The 20,313-nt window shown below is 62.6% G+C and carries 10 protein-coding genes; all 10 read right to left on the minus strand.

The features are described from left to right. Positions 1 to 14: 14 nt before the first annotated feature. The 10 genes from O9H32_RS19230 to O9H32_RS19275 all read right to left on the minus strand — a co-directional run bounded on the left by O9H32_RS19230 (position 15) and on the right by O9H32_RS19275 (position 20,251). Positions 15 to 5,552 (minus strand): beta-ketoacyl synthase N-terminal-like domain-containing protein, encoded by a 5,538-nt coding sequence (locus tag O9H32_RS19230; RefSeq protein WP_406627349.1) that lies wholly within the window; start codon positions 5,550 to 5,552, stop codon positions 15 to 17. Positions 5,553 to 5,650: 98 nt separating this feature from the next. Next, positions 5,651 to 6,397 (minus strand): polyketide synthase, encoded by a 747-nt coding sequence (locus O9H32_RS19235; RefSeq protein ID WP_269867848.1) that lies wholly within the window; start codon positions 6,395 to 6,397, stop codon positions 5,651 to 5,653. A 10-nt stretch (positions 6,398 to 6,407) separates the two neighbouring features. Then, positions 6,408 to 7,670, minus strand: coding sequence for a hydroxymethylglutaryl-CoA synthase family protein (locus tag O9H32_RS19240; RefSeq protein WP_269867746.1), 1,263 nt, complete (start codon positions 7,668 to 7,670; stop codon positions 6,408 to 6,410). Positions 7,671 to 7,688: 18 nt separating this feature from the next. After that, complete coding sequence (locus O9H32_RS19245) at positions 7,689 to 13,460, minus strand: AprA-related methyltransferase (RefSeq protein ID WP_269867747.1); 5,772 nt, start codon at positions 13,458 to 13,460, stop codon at positions 7,689 to 7,691. Between the two features lie 3 nt (positions 13,461 to 13,463). Then, on the minus strand, positions 13,464 to 14,231 hold the full coding sequence (locus O9H32_RS19250) for an enoyl-CoA hydratase/isomerase (RefSeq protein WP_455072786.1): 768 nt from the start codon (positions 14,229 to 14,231) through the stop codon (positions 13,464 to 13,466). A 5-nt stretch (positions 14,232 to 14,236) separates the two neighbouring features. Further along, complete coding sequence (locus O9H32_RS19255) at positions 14,237 to 15,499, minus strand: hydroxymethylglutaryl-CoA synthase family protein (RefSeq protein WP_269867749.1); 1,263 nt, start codon at positions 15,497 to 15,499, stop codon at positions 14,237 to 14,239. 10 nt (positions 15,500 to 15,509) lie between these two features. After that, positions 15,510 to 16,778 (minus strand): beta-ketoacyl synthase N-terminal-like domain-containing protein, encoded by a 1,269-nt coding sequence (locus O9H32_RS19260; RefSeq protein WP_269867750.1) that lies wholly within the window; start codon positions 16,776 to 16,778, stop codon positions 15,510 to 15,512. Next, positions 16,775 to 17,023 carry an acyl carrier protein gene (locus O9H32_RS19265; RefSeq protein WP_269867751.1) on the minus strand — a complete coding sequence of 83 codons (249 nt, stop codon included), beginning with the start codon at positions 17,021 to 17,023 and terminating at the stop codon, positions 16,775 to 16,777. Before O9H32_RS19265 ends, O9H32_RS19260 begins: the two co-directional genes overlap by 4 nt. Before the next feature lie 24 nt (positions 17,024 to 17,047). Beyond that, positions 17,048 to 19,549: an ACP S-malonyltransferase gene (fabD, locus tag O9H32_RS19270; RefSeq protein ID WP_269867752.1), complete on the minus strand. Its 2,502-nt coding sequence runs from the start codon at positions 19,547 to 19,549 to the stop codon at positions 17,048 to 17,050. 3 nt (positions 19,550 to 19,552) lie between these two features. Continuing rightward, positions 19,553 to 20,251 carry a 4'-phosphopantetheinyl transferase family protein gene (locus O9H32_RS19275; RefSeq protein ID WP_269867753.1) on the minus strand — a complete coding sequence of 233 codons (699 nt, stop codon included), beginning with the start codon at positions 20,249 to 20,251 and terminating at the stop codon, positions 19,553 to 19,555. Positions 20,252 to 20,313: the final 62 nt, after the last annotated feature.

The following is a 20,313-nucleotide window of genomic DNA, read 5'->3' on the forward strand; positions in this document are numbered from 1 at the left end:
ACGGCTCTCCTTCCTCAGCCAAACGTGTCCCACACCATGAGCCCGCTCTCTTCCATCTCCGGTTCTGCTGGAGAGGACTGCCGTGCGCGGCCGGAAGCGGGAACCGCAGGTTCTTGCGCCTCCATTGCTTCTGCGGGCAGCGGAAGAGGCCGCCGTGCAACGGAGGAGGGAACCGTGTCCTCCCAGCCCTCGAGGATTACGTGGGCATTGGTGCCCCCGTCGGCAAAACAGCTCAGCGCAGCATTCCTCGGCCCCCTCCATTCCGCCCGTTCCCGGTCAAAGTAAAATGAGGATGCCTCCAAATCATAATGCTTCATCGGTTCCTGGCCCGACAAAAAGGGAACCCGTTCGCGGCGCTGAAGCATCAGCGCCACCTTGATCAATCCCGCGATCCCCTCGGCGCACAGCGGATGGCCGATGTTCGGCTTCAATGACCCAAGGCCGAGCGGCGTCCGGCTCTCCTTCCGGTAGACGGAATGAATGGCTTTGAGCTCGAGCAGATCGGACACCACCGAACCCGAACCGTTGACTTCGATATAGCCGATCTCCTCCGCCGTCTTGCCGCTCCTCTGAAGCGCAATGCGCATCACTTCCGACTGCGCCTGCAGGCTGGGCGTCGAAGGACCCGCGGTTCTGCCGTCGTTGTTCACCGCAATGCCCCGGATCACGGCATGGATACGTTCTCCGTCCGCAGCCGCTTGTTCAAGCGGCTTGAGCAGGATCATCCCCGCCCCCTCCGACAGCACGACGCCATTCGCCCTCGCGTCGAACAGATGAAACCGGGGCTCGCTGCTCAGGAGTCCGCGCTGCCGGAACAGTCGGTGGCTGTTCTCCGATCCGAGCAAGCTGACGCCGCCGACCATGGCGCATCCGACCTCTCCGCTGCGCAGCGCCTGGATGGCCACATTCAAGCTGACCAAGGCCGAAGAGCAGGCAGTGTCGAGCACAAGGCTCGGACCGCGCAGGTCGAAGAACTGCGAGATGTTCGAAGCCATATAATTGGGCCCCACCGCCACGATGGGATTGCGCGCTCCGAGAAGCCGCCCCTCATCCGGGACATGCTGGCTCCGCCCGCCGAGATAGACGCCGACCGACCGGCCCCGTATCTCCTCCAGCGTATAGCCTGCATCGCACCATGCCTTCAGGCTCTCTTCGAGCACCAGCAGCGCCTGCGGATCCATGGCGGCCGCGTCTTCTCCGGCGAGTCCAAAAAAAGCCGGAGCCATCGTCCGGGGACGCTTGAGCAGACCTGCATAATAAGGGGCGGCATCGGCGCCCGGCCAGCGGCTGGCCGGTACGGCGCCGATCGCCGAATCCCCATCAGCGAGAAGCTCCCAGTACGCTTCCAGCGAGTCCGCACCCGGGAACCGGCAGGACATGCCGATGATCGCTATATCCCCCGAAGCCAAGGCTGGATCCGGAATACGGCCTCCGTAACGCTGTCCCGGCGAGAGGGGCATCGCGGAGGCGGCAGCGGCACCCGCTGTTAGCGTATCGGGTGAACCCTCAATCGCTGCCTCGCTTGCTGCCTCGCGAGAGCCCGTACCGGCAGCCGCTGCAAGAGCAGCATCCGTCTGAGCAGCCACAACTTGTTCTGTATAGTCAGTCCCTTCGGCGGTTCTTCCGGCGGCCGCCTCCTCTACCGACCCGCAGTTCCTGACTAATGCCTCCTGGCCTGTATCTTCGCCCAGCAGGGCCGCGAGCAGGGGCCCCTGCGTCTCCGACAGCCAGGAAGCGAACGAGCGGATGCTCGGATACTCGAACAAAATCGAAGGATCGAGCTCCAGCGGGAGATGCTGCCGGATCGCCCGGAGCACCTGGGCCAGCAGGATCGAATCGACCCCGTATTCCACGAACGGGGTATCGGCATCCATCCGGGAGGGAGGAAGCCGCAGCTCTTGGGCGAACTTGCCTGCCACCCACTGGCGAACCGCCTCCGGCCATCCTTCCCCCCTCTCCGTACCTGTATCCGGGATTTCCGACGGCCCGACTGCTTCCTCTGCCCCCTTAGGCGCTGACAGCCCTCCAGCGGAAGCCTCCTCCTCTTCCCGCAGACTGCGCAGCATCAGCCGCTCGGGTCTCCAACGCTTGGAGTCCACGACAGCCGGGAGCACCACGGGTCCATGCCCTTCCGCGAGGATACGGTCCAGCAGCTGGAGCCCTTCCTCATTCGTGTGGCTCAACAGGCCCGTGTCCTCATAAGCGCGGCTTTTGACTTCGCCCATTCCCGTCTCTTTCCAGTTGGGCCACTGGATGCTGATCATCGGACACGATCCGCTGCGGGCCTGCGCCGCATAGTCCATGTAAGCGTTGGCCATCGCATAATCGCTTTGTCCTGCGGCCAAGGTCGGCACCACGGCCGATACGGAAGAGAACAGGACGAAGAACCGCAGAGGCTCTTCCTTCAAACAGCGGTACAGCGCGTCCAGGCCCTTGACTTTGGGGGCAAGCACCTCCGCCACCGATTCGATGGTTTTGCGGATGAAGGCCGGTGTTTCGGCATGATCGAGACCCGCGCAGTGAAGCACGCCGCCGATCGGCCCTAAGGCTCCCTTCACCTCTTGCACGCTCCGCCGTACCGCCTCCTCGTCAGCGAGGGGGATCGCCAGCACCTTCACCTGCGCACCCAGCGTCTCTAGTCTGCGGATGCTCCGGATCTTGCTGCCGGTCCCGCTGCCGTCCTCTGACGCATAGGCATCCCACTGGTCCCGGGGAGGCAGCGCTTCCCTGCCCGTAAGCACAAGCCGCCTCGCGCCGCAGTGCCGGACGAAGTGTTCGGCGCATAACGCCCCGATGCCCCGGGTCCCCCCGGTGATCCACAGCACTTGATCCGGCGGAAATGAAATCCGGGCAGGCGGGTCCAGGAGAGCCTCATCCGTTATTTCCCGCAGGCAGGCTCTGTACCTTACTCCCGCGCGATAGCACACTTCCGCATCCTCGCTGTCCATGAGCAGCTCCGCAGCAATCTCTTCAGCCAGCGTCCGGTCGTCCGCCCCCGGATCCGCATCCAAGTGCCGTGATCGCACATGCCGGTACTCGCTCTGCAGCATCCGGTACAATCCGGCCCGCTCCGCGCCGGCCAGGTTCACGCTCTGGGGCTCTGCCGGGGATGACTCCAACCCCCGAGTGACGCAGAGCAGCGTCAATCCGGCGCGCGTCCCGTACTCCACGGCATGCTGAAGCCAGCGAATCCAATCCAGCGAAGCGCCCCGCTCCTCTGCGCAGCCGGTGAGGTCGACCCAACCGGCGACGGACGCCCATGCCCCTTCCGGCAGCTCCAGCTCCGTGCGCAGTCCGGATGGGGTTACGATCCGGGAATCCGGCAGGTGGCGCGACAGCTCCCGGGCCAGCCGCAGCGTCTCAGGCTCCGCCAGAATCACCGTCGTGCCCAGACGGCTGTGGAACGCTGCGGGAAGACAGGGCTCCCACTGCTTGCGCAGCAGGCGCAGACTGCGTCCGGCAGACGGAGTGGACGGAGCCGCTGACGGACCGGCCTGTGCTGTGTTCGCCGCATCCTGGCGGGCGGGCATCCGCGCTGCTTCAGCCGCTGACGGACCGGCCTCCCGCCCCGCAGCATCCGGCCACCAATAGCGCTCCCGTGCAAAAGGATACGCCGGCAGGCTGATCCGCCGGGGCTGCGATGCCCCGTACCAGGCCTCCCACTGCGGCGTCAGCCCCTGCAGCCACAGCTCTGCGGTCTGCTTGGTCTGGTGCTCGCGTACCGCTGTCTGCAGCAGTTCGGCAAGCTCCTGACCGCCCTCCCGGCTTCCCGATCCATGCCGGTTCTTGTGCACCCGCCCGGTGTACAGGTCAGCTGACGCCTCCAAGGCGATGTACCGCCGCAGGGCGTCCAGCAGTCCCTCACGAGAGTCCGCAGCGAAGGCGAGCCGGACCTCCATCGCCTCCCGTCCGACCTGCAGTGTGTAAGCCACATCCGCGAGATCCACCATCTCCTGAGTCTCAATCCAGGATTTGAGGTTCCGGGCATAGCGGGCCAGCCCCTCCTCGCTCTTGGCGGATAACAGGAACAGGAGCGGGCCTTCCACTTCCGCACGCGGCCTGGTGTCTTGATATTCCTCCATGACCAGGTGGGCATTCGTGCCGCTGAACCCGAAGGAGCTGACTGCCGCCCGGCGCCGTGACCCCTCCGGACTATCCCAGGCCTTCAACTCAGTGTTGACATAAAAGGGGGACTCCTCCCATGCAAAATGCCCGTTCGGCTTCGTATAGTGCAGCGTCGGTACCAGCTTCTTGTGCTTGAGGCACAAAGCTGCCTTATGTATGCTTGCCACCCCGGCCGCCGCCGACGTGTGTCCGATATTGCTTTTCACCGAGCCGATAGCGCAGACGCCGGTGCGATCTGTTTTCTCGCGGAAGACGCTGCTGAGCGCCTCAAGCTCGATCGGATCGCCCAGTTTCGTCCCGGTACCGTGCATTTCCACGTAGGAGATGCTCCCGGGATGAATCCCGTATGTCTCGTACACCTCGCGTTCGAGCTCCATCTGGCTGAGCATGCTTGGAGCTGTGATGCCATTCGTTTTGCCGTCCTGGTTGAGTCCCGACCCGATAATGACGGCATGGATGGAATCCCCATCCGCCTCGGCATCCGACAACCGCTTCAATACGACGGCCCCGACCCCTTCCCCGGGGACGAAGCCGTCTGCGCCGTCATCGAACGTCTTGCAGCGTCCTTCGGGAGACAGCATCCCCGCATCGCACATCCGGATATACGTCTCGGGGGCCAAATACAAGGTTGCCCCGCCTGCGAGAGCCATATCGATCTCCCTGCTCCGCAGCGCCTGGCAGGCTAGATGCACGGCTACCAGCGAAGAGGAACAGGCGGTATCCACCGGTATCGCCGGGCCCTTCAGATTCAGGAAGTACGACAGACGGGCAGCGGCGATCGCGTAGCTGCTGCCTGTAGTCTGTCCGAACCCGAGCCGGGGGCTGCCTGGCGGCAGTTCCTTCGCTGTACCTAGCATGCCATACTCCCCGCTCATGATGCCGAGATAGACGCCGCACTTGGCCCCGTCGAGCCTCTCGGGGGTGTAACCCGCATCCTCGAAAGCTCTGTACCCTTCCTGCAGGAACAACCGCTGCTGCGGATCCATGCATTCGGCTTCCGACGGCGAGATATGAAAAAACAACGGATCGAATTCGTCGGCGCCCTCCAGCATGCCGAGCCATTTGGCATACGTTTTCCCTTTCCGGGGAACCGGATCGTAATGCAGCCCGGTCTTCCAGCGCGAATCCGGAATTTCCTTGACCGAGTGCCTTCCCTGCGCGAGATTGTCCCAGAATGCGGACAGCCCGTCCGCCTCCGGGTACCGGCCGGACATCCCGATGATGGCGATTGCCTCTGGCACCTGTGCTTCCGCACGACGGGCCGCTTCCGCTTCCTCAGACGGGGCAGGCTGCGCAAGAGGCGGCTCCGGTGCCGGTGCCGGCCTGCTGGGCGCCGACGGGCCGGCGAGCTCTGCCAGCCTGCGCCCGGCCTCTTCCGGACCGATTTCCTTGGCGGCCAGCGCACGCAATACTTCCTCTCTCTTCATCCGCATCCCCTCTTTTTGAATGGGTTCACTGTACCGGACTTTCGTTGACCGAGCCTTATGGACTGACCCTGTACTGACCGGCCTTTTATTGACCGGTCTTACTGACCGAACAAGGATAGAATTCTCTGCCGGACCTCCTCCTGATGGAACGTCGACTCGTGCATGGCGAGCTCCTGCCGGATAATCCCGGGCAGCTCCCGCCTTAGAGAGGCGGTCAAATGGTCCTTCAGCATCACAAGCGAGCTTCTCGGTTTCTCCGCCAGCTGCCGGGCCAGGACATAGGCATGGTCCAGCACTTCCGCTCTCGGCTTGACCGGGAACGGGACTCCGCGTTCCTGCAGCTCGGCCCCCCGGTAATTGCCTGCGGTAAGCAGCATCTCTTGCGCAAGGACGGTGCCCAGCTTGCGGGGCACGATGCAGGTGGAACCGAAGCCTGGCGTGAAGCCGTATTTCATGAAATTCGTGTTATATACGCTCTCCCGGCTCAGAATGACGATATCGGAGAAGAGCCCGAGCACAAATCCGCCCCCGATCCCATGCCCCTGCATCGCCGAGATGACGGGAACCTTGCAATTCAGCGCGAGGCTGTAGAGATGGATATCCGTAAACCGTGTCCGGCCTTCCTGTATGCTCAGCAGACTGTCGAGCGTTCCTCCAGATGCAAAATAGCTGTCATAGCCCGTAAGGATAACAGCCTTGCAGGAGGGCATCGCATCGACCTCCGCGAAGGCCGATTGCAATCCTTCGATAAGGGCTTCGGTGAACAAATTCTTGTGAAGGCGGTCCTCCATTGTGATCTGGACAATGCCCGGCTCCGCTTCATGCTTATGTACTACGGAGGAAATCGTCACTGGCTCAGATCCCCCAGCGGTATTCTCGGTGATATTCCGTGATGCGTTCAAGCACGAGCCGTTCTTTGCACCGCAAGGCTTCCCAGGCCCCGGCCACGAGCCCGGCATCGGGCACGGCGTTGCGCGTGCCGAACTTGATGGCCCGGCTGTCCTGCAGCAGGTCTTCGTATTCTCCCATAGACAACGAGTAGCGTTCGTTCAATCCCCGCTCGATCCCGAAGCGGCGCTGCACTTCCTGACCTTCCGCCGTGGCGATCCCGCTGTAGAACTCAGAGCAGCAGCCCGAGCCGTACGAGAAACAGCCGATCCGGGCCGGCGCATCCAAGTTTCCGTGATCGATGGTGCCTGCCAGAGACAGGAACAGCGTCGCGCCCATGATGTTGCCGACCCGCTGGCAGTAGCTGATGCCCGGCATCACCCGGCGTTCAAAATCCGCCTCGATCTCGGCCGGCTTGGCTTTCGCTTCCTTACGCATCATGGTGCGGTGCGCACCCTTGACCATGCCGCCGAAGGGCGTATGGAAGGAGAGGTATTGGAAGGTGTCCCGGTAATCCGCACCGATCACCCGCTTCTTGTACTCCTTGAATGAATTCTCGCAGCAGTCGAGATACGACAGCAGGGAGAGATCCACATCACCGGCTTCCGTATCCGGCTCGGGCCGGCAGGTGTCCATGACTTCGTAGCCGTAGTAGCCGTTCGCCCCGATGTCGGCCTGGAACACGACCGGGTTCTCCCCGACCAGGACCGCCACGGCGCCCGAGCCCCCGCTCGGCTCGGCGAACGACCAGTCCGCGCTGGCGGCTTCGGCCGCATCCGCGGCCGAGAAGCGCGAGATATCCGCAGCGATGACAAGCGCTTTGGCTCCCGGCGAAGTCTGCGACAGGACAAAATTCACCGCCATCTGAAACCCGGCGGTACCCGAATAGCACGCCTGCTTGATCTCGAACAGACGGCAGTTGCGCTGCAGCCCCAAATAATGATGAATATACGTGCTCAAGGATTTGCCGAAGTCGATGCCGGATTCCGTACAGGTAATGAGCATCTCGATCCGTCCGACCTCTTCCGGGGAGAGGGAGTCCAGCAGCGGCTTGGCCGCATTCACCCCGAAGGTGACCGCATCCTCGTAAGGCATCGCCACCGTTTTCTCGCGGACGAGCAGGTTCTCGAACCGGGTCGTATCCAGCCCCCGGAACTTCGCCAATTGGAGGACATCCAGACTCGCGGTTCCGCCATATACATTCATCGCTTCAATTCCAACCGCAACCATTGTCATTCTCCCCGCACATTAGTTTGAGATGCCCGAAGCTTCCAAGGAGCGCAGGCGCTCCAGGTATTGTTCGGCTTGCCCGCTGCTCATGGCACCCGAATACACACGTTCCAGCACCTCATCCACGCTCATCTGCGTCTCTGCGGGTGCCGGGCTCCCCGCCCGTTTCGTATATTCCTGCCGCACAAATTCGCTGAATTCGAGCAGCGTGGGATACGCATAGATCTGGGTCGCGGCGATCGAGGTACCGTAGGACCGGTTGACCCCCTGGACCCATTCCACCCCGATGACCGAATCGAGGCCCAGCTCGACGAACTTCCGGGCCGGATCGATCTCCTGCGGGTTCAAATACAGCGCCTCGGCCAGGCTGCGTCCGAGCTCCTCGAGCAGGGACGGATGATCCTTCGGATCTGCGTCGCTCGGGGATCCGGGTGCTGTGTCCGCAGCAGCAGGGGCGGCCGGGGACGGCCCTGCCGAGAGTTCCCGGGACAAGTATCCGGCAAATTCCCGCAGCGTCGGATAATCGTACACGCGGGTAGCGGCTAACCGGGTGCCATACCGCCTGTTGACGTTCTGGATCCATTCGACGCCGATGATCGAATCGAGACCGAGGTCCACGAATTTCTCGTCCGGATCCATGTCGCTGCTCTTCATATACAGCGCCTCCGCCAAGCTGTGCACCAGTTCTTCGAGAAGATCTTCGAAGCGAACGGCGCCCGAGACATCCGGCAGCTGTTCCGTCTTCGTTTCCTTCTTAGTCTTCGTCTCCGTCTGCTCCTGCGCCGGATAGCCCCCGTTCACAGGTGCCAGCGGTGTGAGGGAGACGTAGGGAACTGCGGAGCGCGGAGTTGTCTCTTGCGGCAACACCACAGCGGACGGCAAGGGGCGCAGGCTGATGCCTCCCCTCTGCGGCGGGTGATCCCCTTGGGCTCTTGACTGCGATCCGGCCGTGTCCGCTGGAGACAGGCTGCCTTGGATAGCCGCCGACGCTTCCCTGGAAGGCTCCTTGGACGGTATCGCTGACGGTTCATGGCCCGTTTGGGCCGCACCGGCCGGTTGATCTTCCATCGTCGGCTGTTCAACCAGCGCTAGTGGCACAGCACTTCGAGCAGGCTTCTCTGCCGCCGGATGCTCTATGGGCTCTTCTGCCGCCTTTGCAGTCTGCTCCGCGAAGAAGGTGCCTCCACTCAGTGCCGGCCGGCCGCTTCCCCGCACCCAGTAACGTTCCTTGGCAAACGGATATGTCGGCAGAGGGACTCTAGGGGCGGGAATGCCGCCGTACATTTCTTTCCACTCGAGCTCATAGCCCTGTGCGTACAATTCCGCCAGCGCTGTCAGCTGATGCTCCGTCCCGGATGCCTCGGCTCTATCGCTCACTCCTGCTCGGGCTCCGGCTCCCAGCTCCCGGAGAATGCTGTGTCCCAGCTCCGCGAACAGAGGCTGGTGCGGCTTATGCCCGTCACCGCCGCTTGACTTGTAGCAGCGCTTGGCACGGCCGCCCGCCAGCACTTCCTCCAGATTCGCCGCCAATTCCTCTAAGCCGCCCACTACCATTGCCGCCCTGACGCCCATATGCTCGCGTCCGAGCAGCAGCGCAGCGCTGATGTCCTCAATGGGGTACCCTGCGCCGGATTCCCGCAGCCAGCCGGCCAGCTGACTCAGGCGGGCGGTCAAGGCCTCCTCGGTCCTGGCGGACAGACAGATGAGGTGATAGTCCCGCTCTGCCGCAGGGCGCCTGGAGCGGATTGGCGCCTCCTCGAGCGCCACGTGGGCATTCGTGCCCCCGGAGCCGAAGCTGCTCACGCCCCCTCTGCGCAATGACCGTCCTGCTGGCAGCGTCCACGGCTGCTTGCTTGAGGTGACGAAGAAGGGGGAGCCGGCCAAGGAGCAGTGCGGATTCAATTCGTCAAAATGCAGCGTGGCCGGCAGGGTGCGCTGCTGCATCCCGAGCACGACCTTGATCAGACCAGCAATGCCTGCCGCCGCTTCCAGATGCCCGATATTGCTCTTGATCGATCCGATCCCGCAGTACGGATCGGATGCCTTCCCTCCCCCGTCCCCCGTCTCCGAGAGCTGGGAGAAGGCGTCCTTCAAACCGCTGATCTCGATAGGATCGCCCAGAGCGGTGCCCGTCCCGTGAGCCTCGATATAGCCTATCGTGTCCGGCTCGAATCCGGCCATCCGGTGCGCTTCGGCCACCAGCTCCGCCTGCTTGGCCGGATTGGGCACCGTCAGCCCGCTGGCTTGGCCGCCATGGTTGACCGCGGTTCCTTTGATGACGGCCAGGACCGGATCCCCGTCCCACTCCGCCTGGGCGAGCGGCTTGAGCAGAATCACCACGGCGCCTTCCCCGCGGACATAGCCGCCGGCTTCCTTGTCGAATGTCCGGCACTGCCCGTCCTTCGACAGCATCCCGGCCTGGTAATAAGCGATACTGTTGTAGGGATGGCACATGAGATGGATGCCGCCCACGAGTGCTTGTTCGCATTCTCCCTTCGCCAAGGCACGGACCGCTTCATGCACGGCCACAAGGGAGCTGGAACAGGCAGTATCGATCTGTAAGCTGGGACCATGGAGATCGTAATAGTACGATATCCGGTTCGGGAGCGCCGCCATTGAGCCTCCTGCGCCGTAATACGTCTCATGCTTCTCCAGCACGCGCTGGTAATCGGAGCCGCTCGCCCCGATATAGACGCCGGTCCGACTTCCGGCGAGCCGCTTGGCCGGAATTCCGGCGTGCTCCAGACACTCCCAGACCAGCTTCATCAGCAAACGCTGCTGAGGGTCGATCATTTCCGCCTCTCTCGGGGAGATGCGGAAGAACAGCGGATCGAAGTCCGCGATGTCTTCGAGGAACCCGCCCCGGTCGATTCCCCGGTGCTGTTGTAAGGGATCAATGAAGTCCGGCCAGCTCCAGCGGTCCTCCGGCAGGGTCCCGACCGCATCCCGCCCTTCGTCGAGCAGGTCCCAGAGCTGTTCGAGGGACGCCACGCCGCCGGGGAGCCTGCAGGAGGCGGCGACGATGGCAATATCCTGCTGTCCGGCGCGTCCGGCATTAAGCTGCGCAACATATGCGGACCGGTCCTGGCTTTCCGGAGTTACTAACAGCTCCGGCGTTACTGACGGCTGTGGCGTTACTGACAGCTCTGGCGTTACTGACAGCTCCGGCGTTACTGACAGCTCCAGCGTTACTGACAGCTCCGGTGTTACTGACAGCTCCGGCGTTACTGACGGCTCCGGCGTCTCCTGCGGGCCATCCCCGTCTCCCGTATGCGCCGAAGCAGGAACAACCCTTGCAAGCTCCGTTTTCCCTCTCGGCCCTTCCTTCGCTTCCCCCAGTCCCTGCTTCCCGAGGTAGGAGATGATCCGCTCGGGCGTAGCGTGCCGGAAGAAGAAGGCCGGCTCCAACGGGATCTTGTATTCCCCGCTGATCCGCTCGCCGAGCTCTAGCAGATCCGCCGAGTCGAGCCCCATCTCCATCAAGGGACGCTGCAGCGAGAAGCCGTCCGACTTGCCCAGGATGAGCAGGATCGCACTGCTCACGAACTCCTCAATCTCCGGAGTCCGCAGGGCGACAGCTGCGGTTCGGGGAACCTGCACTTGCACAGGCACCGAAGTAGCAGCAGCCTTCCCCCGGCGTTCCTCCTGCCTCTGCCGTCTACGGCGCAGGTCGTACTCGATCCAGACGCCGCAGCCCTCGTTCTTCGTATCTTCCGGGCGGTAGCCGGTGACGAGTCCACGGATCTGCGCTCCGTGGTATTCGTGGAACCGGAGGTTCGTATCCACGGGACTTCCCTGTTCGTTGCGGCTCGCGATGTACGCCCCGATCCCCCCTCCGTCTCCGGCCCGCTTATAATAGTCCTTGCAGCGCGTGATACCTGCCACGGTATCGACGCCGCTGATCAGACTGCAGCGCAGCAGCATGAATTCCAGCAGCTCATCGCCCAGGTTCCGGTGCTGCAGCTCAGGCAGGATGAGGAGTCCGAGCAACTGGACTACAGGCCCGTCCTTCTGCCGGAGTCTCTCCAATTCATCGTACCGGGCCGTTCCCAGCGCTTCGGAAGAAGAGATTCGCTGCGAGTAGACCGCTCCTACCATCCGTCCGTCCTGGAGCATCACGAGCTGGCCAGCCGGCTCGCTCTCTATGCGCCGAAGAAGCATAGAAGCCGAAGCCTGCATGGCCGGTTCCCAGCACGCTTCTTCGAGCTGCAGCAAGGCCGGCACATCTTCCGCAGTCGCATACCTCACTGCGTAATCTCTGCGCTGGAAGCGGTTCAGCGTGATCCGGCCGAAGGGCAGCGTTTTGGGGTACTTGCGGAAGAAGCCCGGATCCGGGAACAAGCCCGTCTCCGCAGCCGCTGTGAGGAACCGCTCCGCCCCGACAAGGAGCTGCTGGGAGAAGCCGTGGTATGCATCGAAATGCAGGCTTTCCGTTTTGCTGAGATAAGCGCCCACCGTAGTCGTGTCCAGGCTGTGCACTTCCAGCAGAATCATCCCGTGCCGGCCGACGATTCCCGACCAGCGCTGCAGATGCTCCACTAAGCTTTGCATCACGTCGGCCCCCCGGAGCTCATGCCCGTCTCCGTCCGCATAAGCGTCGTTATCTGTCAGACAGGCCCGCTTCACCGCCGCTTCCCGGTCCGCCGGAGGAATATACGGCCTGTCATGGTCCAGGAAGGAGCGGACATGCAGGATGTGCTCCGGGTCGCCGATCCCGATCGCCTCCAAGTCGCGGATCACCCGGGCAGGATCTCCGATATTGCCTTTGAGCACGGCATGGTCGGTTTCTTTGAGCGTCCGGGATGCAGCATCGAGCGCCTTCTGATTGAAGTCGATGCCGATCAGCTTCAGCGGGAACGCATCGAGTGCCCCGCCCCGCAGTGATTTGTCCCGGATGATCTCATGGATTTTCTTCAGGAGCGATCCGTCTCCGCACCCCATATCGGCGATATATCGGGGCTGCTCCGCCAAGGGCTCGCGGTTGAAGATCGACAGGACGATCTCTTCAAGATCCGAGAAGTATTTCTCATGCTGGAACCCGCTGCCCAGCACGTTCAGCGTCCGGTCCACATGCAGCTCGTGGTCCTGGGCATCCCTGTTGAATACACTCTGGCAGTCCCCAAAGAGCACCTCCGCCATGTTCTCGAACATCGGCCGGTACGAAGCGACCGTAGCGGAGATGAAAATACGGTCCGCCATGAACCGGCCGGTATCCGTCCACCGCAGCTTCTCCCCCTCTTGGGCGAGCCACCCCTGCCCGGCCAAATACCGGGTGATTTCCCCGCGCACCACGGGGCTGAGCTCCGCAAACTGCGCCTCTGCTCCGGGGCCGTCCGTACGGAGATGGCCGCCTTCTTTCATGGCCAGCAGGAGCGGAATGGTGAGCAGCCCATCCAGGAAGCGGGCGATCAGAGGCTCCGTCACGTTCCACTGCTGCTGCGAGAGGTCGATCCATGGATCCAGTCTGTGCTTCGTTTGGTTCTTGCGGAAGTACAGCTTCATGGGAAAAGACAGCAGCCCGGTGACCTCCTCCGGAATGCGGTGATGATGATCGGACTCCGGCGTGCGGGTATAAGCATCCCCCTCAAGGCGGATTACCCACTTCAAGGATTCGAGCAGATGCAGCGCCACCCGCAGGTGGCCGGTATTGGCCTGCAGCCGCTCCGCCAAGTCCGGGAAGGAGAGCGGCTGCGTGAGCGACAACACGGTGAACAACCCTTGTTTCTTGCAGGCCAAGATCACGGGAACGGCCACATATCCATTACAATAATCATTGAGAATCGTGAGCATTGGCTAGTCCTCCCATGGAAATTGTCCCTTCTCGACAAACCGGTATATCTTCTCCAGGTTCTGCGGGTCCGAGAATACTTCCTCGTTGGCCGCCAAGGCCAGAGGCTTCGCCGTATGGAGGGCTCCGTTGAGCTCGCCCATGTAGCGCTTGTATCTCGACACGGCCGTCTTGTTCAGCTTCTTGAGCCGAAGCAGGTGCCTTCGCAGCAGCGCCTCGCTCTGGCGGTCGTAGGCGTCCACGAGTCCCACCGCCCGCGCTTCTTCCACAGGGACCGGCCTCGTCATCAGGGCCAGATAATGGGCCTTCTGAAAGCCGGTGCGGCGGATGAGGAACGGCAGCACACAGGCCGGAAACAGTCCGAATAGGAGTTCGGACAGGCCGAACTCCGCCTTGTCGTCCGCTAGGACGAGATCGCAGGCGGCGGCGAAGCCGACTCCGCCTGCATTCACTTTGCCCCTGACATGGGCTACCGTCACGAACGGCCCGGTCGCCAGCTTCAGCCACAGGTCGTATAAGGGCTCGGGCCGATTCTCAATGGGCACGCCGTCCGCCAGCTTCGCATGGATGCCTCCGAAGTCGGCGCCCGAACAGAACACATCCGGCAAGCCTTCGAGAACGACGACCGTCGCCTGCTCCTCGCAGAGGGACAGCACGTGGCCGCATTCTTCGATCAAGCGGTCATTGATCGTATTGTTCGCCTCGGGGCGGTGCAGCCCAAGGAAACAGACCCCGTCCTGCAGACGGACCTGAATCGTTTCGTAATCCCGCATAAGGCTCATGACAGCCACCGGTATTCCCGGTGATACTCGCGGATCCCGTCGAGCACCAGACGCGGCTTCCCCGTTCCGGCGGCTCTGGCCTGCGGCAGAATATTCGGGTCTACCCGGACATTGCGCGTGCCGAAGCGCAGTGACGCGCTGTGCGCGAATAAGGACTCATACTCCCCGATGGTGAGGGAATAGCGCGCATCGAGTTCACGTCCGATCGCGAGCCGGCGCTGGCGCTCCTGTCCCTCGGCCGCAGCCGTTCCGCTGTAGAATTCGGAGCAGCAGCCCGAGCCGTACGAGAAGCAGCCGATCCGCTTCGGCGTATCAAAACGGGCGTGGTCGATCGTGCTGGCAAGCGAGAGCAGCGAGGTCGCTCCCATGATATTGCCCACACGCTGGCAGTACGTCATACCTGGTACCACGCGCTGTTCGAAGTCTTCTTCGATCTCCGGCGGCTTCGCCTTGACCATCTTGCGCATCATCGTGCGGTGAGCCCCCTTCACCATGCCGCCGAACGGCGTATGGAACGCCAAATATTGGAACGTGTCCCGGTAATCGGTGCCGGGCACCCGCTTGGCGTATTCCAGGAAGGTCTGTTCGCAGCAGTCGAGGTACGACATCAGGGACAGATCCGCATCCCCCGCTTCGCTGTCCGGCACCGGCCTGCAGCTGTCCATGACCTCATAGCCGTAATATCCGCTCGCCCCGACATCCAGCTGGAACACATAGGGACGGCTGCTTACCAGCACGGCCACGGCTCCCGCTCCGGCGCTCGGCTCGGCGAACGACCAATCCGCCGTCAAGGTCTCGCCCGCATCCACCGTCATGAACCGGGAGATATCTGTCGCGATGACGAGCGCCTTGGCGCCCGGCGACGCCTGGGAGAGGATGAAGCTGACGGCGGTCTGGAAACCCGCCGTCCCGGAGTAACAGGCTTGCTTGATCTCGAACAGCCGGCAGTTCCGGTTCAGTCCCAAGTAGTGGTGCATATACGTGCTCATCGATTTGCCAAAATCAATGCCCGATTCCGTACACGTAATGAGCAGCTCGATCCGGTTCTTCTCCTCCGGGGAGAGCAGATCGACAAGCGGCTTCGCCGCATTGACCCCGAATGTAACCGGATCCTCGAACGGCAGGGCTACGGCCTTCTCCCGCATAAGCAAATTCTCGAATCGGGTCGTGTCGAGTCCCCGGTGCTCCGCCAGCTGGAGCACATCCAGACAAGCGGTTCCTCCGAAGACGTTCATCGCTTCAATACCGACCGGCATCATCGTTATTATCCTACCTCCCGAACGCGTATGTATCTTCCCACCGGCTGACGATCAGCGCCGTGTTGATTCCGCCGAATCCCATGCTAAGACTGAGCGCATGGCCGATCGCATGCGGCTCGGCCCTCCCGCCGACCCAGCGCAGCGAGTCATCCATCGGATGCTCGAGATTGCGGGTCGGATGCAGCCGGGACTGCCGCATCTGCAGCAGCGTAGCAGCAATCTCCACCGTTCCGGCCGCCGTCAGCCCGTGCCCCGTAATCGACTTGGTCGCATTGATCCGGGCGTGCGACAAGCCGGAATCCCGCAGTGCCTTCAGCTCCGTTTCGTCGCCTATGCCCGACCCCGTTCCGTGCGGATTGACGTAGTCGATCGCTCCGGGCGCCAGCCCTGCCTTCCCCAGCGCCTGCGCGATGACCCTCATCTCCCCTTCGCACGAAGGATTCGGATTGCGGTTCCCGTCCGTGCCGATTCCCCAGCCTGCCACGCGGGCATAGGGCACAAGGCCCCGCTGCTCCGCCGAATAAGCCCTCTCTACGACGACCGCTGCGCACCCTTCTCCGTAGATGAACCCGTCCCGGTCCCGGTCGAACGGCCGGCAGGCGAGCTCCGGGTGCAGCGCATACCGGTCAGAGCCCATCGCACCGAGCGACCGCAGCGCCTGGCACTCCCAGAAGGAGAGATCAGTAAGCGCTCCCATGGCGATACAGGCATCGACTTGACCCGCTTGCACCGCCTGCACCGCTTGAATCACGGCCAGCTGGCCGCTGGCGGAAGCGCCACCCGCCGTGTAAGCGAATCCGCGGATGCCGAACTGCTCCGTACAGAATCCGCAGAGATCGGTATCCATGAATGACAGGCCGTAGGACGGCGCCAGGAAAGGAGCCCGTCCTTCGTACTTGCGCTGGAGTTCGCCGATCTCCCGCTGCTGCACATTCGACCCGCCGATGACGAGCCCCACGCGCTCCGAGTCCAGCTCCTCGAGCCGGGCTTCTTCCCAAGCCTCCGCCAGGGTGACGAGCGCAGCCTGCCCCGTCAGCGACGCCGCCCGGAGCAGCTTCTTGGAGAGCGAATCCGGATAGACCAGGGGCGGGAGTTCCGCACCGAGGAAGGAGGTGTCCTGCTGCCGGCCGGGCCGCTGCATGACCCCGAACGCATGCCGTCCTTCCAGCAGCGCCGAAGTGAAATCGGCCTTGCCCTGCCCGATCGCCGACGTCACTCCTACGCCGGTGATCACGATATCAGAGGAGCCGTAATTCTCTGTAGAGCGGGCATTTCTCATAGAGCACGGGATTTCGCATAGAGCACATCGACGAGTTCGCCGATATTTTGGGCTCCGAACAATTCGACGCGGGGAATCTGCAGGGACATCGCTTCCATTGTCATAGCGACGATCTCGGCTCGGTCCACGGAATTCGCGCCGAGGTCCGCAAGCCGCTCGTCCGGCTGGAACGCATGGCCTTCCAGCTCCGGCACCACTTCGGAAGCATGCTGGATGACCAGCTGCCAGATTTCTTCTCTATTCATCGTTCTTTCCTCCCTTGGTTTGATTCAGCTCAATCCATTGCCTAGTAAATTCTTCACCCGCTCGCCAAGCAGCCGGGCGGTGTCCTGCATAAGCTTCTCGCCGATCTCGTCCGCATGGCGGTTTCTCCATAGCTCCAGCGGGGTTCCCTTGACCCAGGCGTTGAAAGCGCCAAGCGCCGGGCCCGAACGGATCTGGTAGTCCACGCTGTGTTCCCGGTCGCCGTTCATGGCGAGGAAGGCGGCGTGGCCGAGGTACCACTTGAACACCTCCGCCATCTTGACTTTCGGATTGCGTTCCATATTCTCGATGTCGCCGGGGGAACGTTCGGCGGTGAGCTGCCGGTAGACCTCCTCGAAGCTCCGGCCCAAGTATTTGTCCTGAATGAGCTGCCTGTTCTTGTCGTCGATCTCATCCAGCGAATTATAGAATCGATACAGGTCATACAGCTTGTTGGCCCGTGCCGGGTAGAACAGCCCCTTCTTCAGCACGGGCGCCCGCACACCGATCTCGAACAGCTCGCCAATGGGCGCATGCTGAAAATCCTGGACCTGGGCCTGCTGCAGGAGATCCTTGGCGGCGTCGCTGATCTCGGCTTCCACCGTCAGCTGGTTGACCGACCCCGTAACAATAAAATCCGCTCCGAGCACGAAGGCGGCTGCAGCCGCTTCCGGCGCGCCAATGCCCCCGGCCGCCCCTATACGGACCGGCTTCTCGTACCGGTGCAGCTCCATCATGCGGTTGCGCAGATGAACAATGGCCGGCAGCAGCGCATATGAAGAACCGCCCTCCGTGACGCCGCCCGCTTCCGTCTCTACGCAGAGATCGTCCGCGACGGGAATCTCCCGCATCATGGCAGCCTGCTCGGGGGTAATGCTTCCTGCGGCCTGCAGTTCGGAGAGCAGCCGCTCCGGCGCGGGCCGGAGGAAGGCTTCAGCCACTTCCGGACGGGATACCTTGGCGATGAGGGTGTGCTGCGCCACGATCTTCCCGGCCGCATCGCGCCGCAGTCCCTTGGCCCGGAACTTCACCAGCGAGGGGGTGACGCTGATGAAGGAAGATACTTCGGCATGCCTGACGCCATAAGCCAGAAGCAGATCGAAGACCGCTTCCTCTTCTTCGGGCCGGCTCAACCGGTGAACGACATTGAAGCCATACGGGGCACCTGGAGGCAGCTCGCGCTGAATGAGCCGGATGGCATTCTCGATGCGGGCGGGGGGGAGCCCGTCCGTGCCGAAGAATCCGAGCATCCCGGCCTTCCCCATCCGGATGACCATGCGGGCTGACGAAATTCCCCGGTACATCCCTCCCTGGACATAGGCGTACTTCACGCCGTAATCCCGCTTGAACGCCTCGCTTCCGAGGCCCGCCGCCTCAATGCGGAACGCGCCCGGCACTTGCGCAAGCACCGCCGGCTCCCTTGCCGCCTCTGTCGTACGCTCTTCTGCGTAACGCCCCTCCTGCGGCACGGCGGCTTCCACACGCGCGGTCGTGCTCGCCCTTGGCGGCTCCACGCTCGACGTCTGGATCGCCGGCTCCCTAGCCGCCTCTGCCGTGCGCTCGTCCGCGTAACGCCCCTCCTGCGGCACGGCGGCTTCTACGCGGACGGGCATGCTCGCCCTTGGCGGCCCCACGCTCACCGTCTGTAGCGCCGGCTCCTCCGGAATGACGAGTGGCTCTGCTTCCGCTCTGATCCGCCGGATCAGGCCCGTCAGGACGCTGCCGGAGCCGATCTCGGCGAATTCCTGCTCTCCGAGACCCATCAGATACCGGATGCTTTCCGTCCATTTGACGGGATGCGTAATCTGGTCCGCCAGATTGCGCCGGATCTCCCCCTGCCGGTAAGGGCGGGCATGGACATTGGAGAGCACCGGCATAGTGATCTCCCCGAACGTGAAGTCCGACAGATACGCATCGAATTCCCTTGCGGCTGCTTCCATGTAACGTGAATGAAACGCTCCGCTTGTTTTCAGTACCGCATACATGACGACGCCCGGCACGGACTCGAAGAGCGGCTTGGCCCCCTCGATATCCGACCTCGGTCCCGAGATGACGATCTGCTTCGGCGAGTTATAGTTCGCCATATCGATGCTGCGCAGTCCCTGCTGTCTCAGCACTTCAGCCACGCCTTCTTCAGTCAGTCCGACCACGGCCGCCATGCCTCCGCCGGCCGCCCGGCTCATAAGCTCGCCCCGCTTCTTCACCAGCTTCAGGCCGGTGGCAAAATCGAACGCGCCCGCAGCGAACAGCGCATTGTACTCGCCCAGACTGTGGCCCGCCACCGCATCCGGCCTTTTCCCGGTATCCTTCACTTTCTTCAGGAATCCGAGGGCGTTCGCCACATACAAGGCGGGCTGCGTGAACTCGGTTTGACCGAGCCGGGCCCCGGGGTCCTCGATACAGAGCTCGCGGATCGAATATCCCAGAATCTCATCCGCTGCGGCCGTGATCTCCGGGTACTCCTCGAACAGCGAGCCCCCCATACCTGCAGCCTGTGAACCTTGGCCTGGAAAAACAAACGAAACCATGGATCAGCCTTCCTTCCTTGGTTGTATTAGGCCCGGAGGCAGAATCCGGGTGAAGTTCGTCTTCAACCCTTCCATGTCGATACCGATATCGGCACTTGCAGGGTACGCAACGGAGAGTATGTAGTCCCCCATAGGGACAGAGAGAGCTTGGTAGAGTGGAAAATGCACGAACGTGCTGTGCCAGCATCCATTCTCTTCCGCCACCTTCTTCACCTCAAAGAGCTCCATAGGGACGGTGAAACCGGTTTTTAATGCCTTGGACAGCGATTCCTTGATCGTCCATAGGACCAGGCCGAAGAGATCCATGGCCATAATGCCGGGAAGCTGCCGTGCCAGCGCCTTCTCTCCCTCCGTAAGCTGACGCTCCAGAGCCGCTTGGTTCCGGGGCTCCCTCTTTTCGATATCGATCCCCAGCGGACAAAGGTCCGGGTAGGCCGCAGCCGCCCCCAGCTCCTGACTGTGAGAGATGCTGACGGCGGCAAGGCTGCTCCCGCAGCGGACGACAGGCTGGCCGAAGATACCGCTTTCAATTTCAGTTTGCCTAAGATCGGCCGCTCCCGTCCATGCCGACACCGCCAGCTTGGCCGCATAGCGCCCCAGGAGGAAGCTGAGCCTCCTTCTTTCATAGCGCAGTTTGTGGAATTGGGCTTGCTCCGTTTCGGAGAGAAATTCGCTGCCCAGTGTGCCGTTCTCCGACTGCAAACTTCGGAGGTGGCAAAAAGAGATGACACAGGAATGCTGCATGCCGGGGGCTTTCATAACGA

Origin of the sequence: Paenibacillus caseinilyticus (assembly GCF_027533645.1) — a bacterium.
Classification (GTDB): domain Bacteria; phylum Bacillota; class Bacilli; order Paenibacillales; family NBRC-103111; genus Paenibacillus_G; species Paenibacillus_G caseinilyticus.